Below are 3,515 nucleotides of genomic sequence, written 5' to 3'. Positions count from 1 at the left end.
CACCGGCACCCTGCACATGGGCCACGCCTTCCAGCACACCCTCATGGACGCCCTGGTCCGCTACCACCGCATGAAGGGCTACGACACCCTCTGGCAGGTCGGCGCCGACCACGCCGGCATCGCCACCGAGATGGTCGTCTCGCGCAATCTCGCGCTCGAAGGCAAGGGCGAAACCCGCGACTCGCTCGGCCGCGACAAGTTCATCGAGAAGGTCTGGGCCTGGAAGCAGGAATCCGGCGACACCATCACCCGCCAGATGCGCCGCATGGGCGCCTCGGGTGACTGGAGCCGCGAACGCTTCACCATGGACGAAGGCCTGAGCAAGGCCGTCGTCGAAACCTTCGTGCGCCTGCACGAAGAAGGCCTGATCTACCGCGGCCAGCGCCTGGTCAACTGGGACCCGGTGCTCAAGACCGCCATTTCCGACCTGGAAGTGGTCAGCGAAGAAGAAGACGGCAAGCTCTGGTCCATCCGCTACCCGCTGGCCGACGGCAGCGACCTGGTCGTCGCCACCACCCGCCCGGAAACCATGCTCGGCGACACCGCGCTGATGGTGCACCCGGAGGACGAGCGCTACACGCACCTGGTCGGCAAGAAGGTGAAGCTGCCGCTGAGCGACCGCGAGATCCCGGTCATCGCCGACGACTACGTCGATCGCGAGTTCGGCACCGGCGTGGTGAAGGTGACCCCGGCGCACGACTTCAACGACTACGCGGTGGGCCAGCGCCACGGCCTGCCGATGATCAACATCCTTACGCCCGACGCCGCGATCAACGACAACGCGCCGGAAAAATACCGCGGCCTGGACCGCTACGCCGCGCGCAAGGCCGTGCTGGCCGACCTGGAGGCCCAGGGCCTGCTGGTCGAGGAAAAGAAGCACAAGCTGCAGGTGCCGCGCGGCGATCGCACGGGGCAGGTGATCGAGCCCTACCTCACCGACCAGTGGTTCGTGAAGATGGACACCCTGGCCGCGCGCGGCCTGGAACTGGTTGAAAACGGCGACGTGCGATTCGTGCCGGAAAACTGGATCAACACCTACCGGCACTGGATGGGCAACATCCAGGACTGGTGCATCAGCCGCCAGCTCTGGTGGGGCCACCGCATCCCGGCCTGGTACGACGCCGCCGGCAAGGCCTACGTCGGCCGCGACGAAGCCGAGGCGCGCGCGCGCAACGGCCTGGGCACCGACGTCGCGCTGACCCGCGACAGCGACGTGCTGGAAACCTGGTTCTCGTCGGCGCTGTGGTCGCACAGCACGCTGGGCTGGCCCGACGCCGGCGACATGGAGAAGTACGGCTACGCCAAGCGCCTGCCGACCTCGGTGCTGGTGACGGGTTTCGACATCATCTTCTTCTGGGTCGCCCGGATGATCATGATGACCGACCACTTCACCGGCGAAGTGCCGTTCAAGGACGTCTACATCACCGGCCTGGTGCGCGACAAGGACGGCCAGAAGATGTCCAAGTCCAAGGGCAACGTGCTCGACCCGATCGACCTGATCGACGGCATCAGCCTCGACGACCTGGTGGCCAAGCGCACCAGCGGCCTGATGAAGCCCACCGACGCGCCCAAGATCGAAAAGGCCACGCGCAAGGAATTCCCCGACGGCATCCCGGCCTTCGGCGCCGATGCGCTGCGTTTCACCTTCGCCTCGCTGGCCACGCACGGCCGCGACATCAAGTTCGACCTCGCGCGCTGCGAGGGCTACAAGAACTTCTGCAACAAGCTCTGGAACGCCGCGCGCTTCACCCTGATGAACTGCGAAGAGTTCACTGCGGGAGGGACTTCAGTCCCGAAGCCAACCACCGACGCCGAACGCTGGATCCTGCACCGCTTCAACGAAACCCTGCGCGAAGTGGAAAAGGCCTACGCGGACTATCGTTTCGACCTGGCCTCGCAGGCCCTGTACGAATTCGCCTGGAACGAGTTCTGCGACTGGTTCCTGGAGCTGGCCAAGCCGGCGCTGCACGCCGGAAAGGGCGCGGCCGCCGACAGCACCCGCCACACGCTGCTGTTCGTGCTTGAAGGCCTGCTGCGCGCGCTGCACCCGGTGATTCCCTTCGTCACCGAAGAAATCTGGCATTCGGTGGCGCCCAAGCTGGGCATCACCGCCGACACCATCAGCACCCAGTCCTGGCCGGAAGTGAACCCGGCCTTCGACGCGCCCGACGCCGCCGCCGACATCGAATGGCTCAAGGCCGCCGTCACCCAGCTGCGCTCGATCCGCAGCCAGATGAACATCGCGCCTTCGAAGGCGGTGCCGCTGTTGCTGCAGGGCGGCGATGCCCAGGACCGCGCGCGCACCGACCGCCACCAGGCGGCGCTGATGTTCCTTGCCCGCCTGGAGTCGATCGACTGGCACGAGGGCGAAGCGCCTGCTTCCGCCGCCGCCGTGGTCGGCGACCTGAAGCTGCTGATCCCGCTCGAGGGCCTGATCGACCTGGACGCGGAACGTTCGCGCCTGGACAAGGAGCTCAAGCGCATCGCCGGCGAAATCGCCAAGTGCGAAGCCAAGCTGGGCAGCGAAACCTTCGTGCAAAACGCCCCGGCCGCCGTCGTCGACACCGAACGCAGCCGCCTGGCCGACTGGGCCCGCCAGCATTCGGGCCTGCAGGCGCAGCGCTCAAAGCTTGGCTGAGGCATTGCCGCCGAATCAGCGATCGAAATCCGGCGGCACCAGCTCCATCGCCATCACGATCGCGTCTTCCCGCCCTTTCGACGAGGGGTAGTAGTTCGGCCGCAGCCCGATTTCGTTGAAGCCGTATTCGCGATACAGCGCGATCGCCCGCGGGTTCGACGGCCGCACTTCCAGGAACACCTGCGCCGCCCGGTTCCAGCGCGCCAGGTCGATCATGCGCGCCAGCAGGCGCCGGCCGTGGCCGTGGCCCTGGTGTTCGGGGGCGATGCACAGGTTCAGCAGATGCGCCTCGCCGGCCGCGGCGCTCAGCACCCCGTAACCCAGCAGCACCTGCGGCGACTCCAGCAGCCAGCAATGGTGCCCGGCCCGCAGGCAGTCGCGGAAAATGCCCGGCGACCACGGAAACGGATAGGCACGTTTTTCGATCGCCGACACGGCTTCAACGTCGGCCTGTTTCATCGGCCGCACCTGGGTGGCGTCGGAAGGACGCGCGTTCACGTCGGATCAGCGCGAGCGGCGCGCTGCCCGCAGCCGGGCCCAGAGCGCACGTTTCGCCGAAGCGTCGGTGCGCAGTTTTTCGAAAGGCGGCAAGGCCAGCCCGTCCAGGTCGTCGCGCCGCGCCGCCCGGCGAAGCGCCTGCAGCAGACGGCCCTCGGGCAAGTCCGCAGCCGCTTCGGGCGCCGCGTCCGCAGCCGCCCCGTGGCGATAGAGCACGTAGCCCATCGCACCGAGCAGGACCTGCTGGTCGGCGCTCCAGCTCATGCCGCGGCCTGCCTGCGGCGGGCCTTTTGCCACAACCACCAGGCCGGGCCCGACAGCACGTACAGCAGCGCCAGCGCGAACAGGCCCTTGGCCTGGGCGATGAACAGCACCGCGA

At 67.5% G+C, this 3,515-nt stretch carries 3 protein-coding genes; 1 reads left to right on the top strand and 2 read right to left on the bottom strand.

The window, feature by feature from the left end; genetic code table 11:
• On the top strand, positions 1–2,638 hold a 2,638-nt coding region (locus AACZ35_RS13320), incomplete at its 5' end, for a valine--tRNA ligase (protein WP_339830097.1).
• Between the two features lie 15 nt (positions 2,639–2,653).
• Here AACZ35_RS13320 and rimI read toward each other — a convergent pair.
• Both rimI and AACZ35_RS13310 read right to left on the bottom strand, forming a co-directional pair.
• Entirely contained in the window at positions 2,654–3,097 is a 444-nt protein-coding gene (gene rimI / locus AACZ35_RS13315; protein WP_339830099.1) for a ribosomal protein S18-alanine N-acetyltransferase, read from the bottom strand.
• A 45-nt stretch (positions 3,098–3,142) separates the two neighbouring features.
• Positions 3,143–3,400, bottom strand: a complete 258-nt coding sequence (locus AACZ35_RS13310) for a hypothetical protein (protein WP_339830095.1) — start codon at positions 3,398–3,400, stop codon at positions 3,143–3,145.
• Positions 3,401–3,515 lie beyond the last annotated feature (115 nt).

This window comes from uncultured Arenimonas sp. (genome assembly GCF_963976025.1).
Lineage (GTDB): Bacteria > Pseudomonadota > Gammaproteobacteria > Xanthomonadales > Xanthomonadaceae > Arenimonas.
This window is presented reverse-complemented; position numbering and strand designations above follow the sequence as displayed.

Excerpts from the sequence above, each read along its gene's own strand:
- rimI (WP_339830099.1), bottom strand. The coding sequence starts at position 3,097 with ATGAAACAGGCCGACGTTGAAGCCGTGTCGGCGATCGAAAAACGTGCC.
- AACZ35_RS13310 (WP_339830095.1), bottom strand. The coding sequence starts at position 3,400 with ATGAGCTGGAGCGCCGACCAGCAGGTCCTGCTCGGTGCGATGGGCTAC.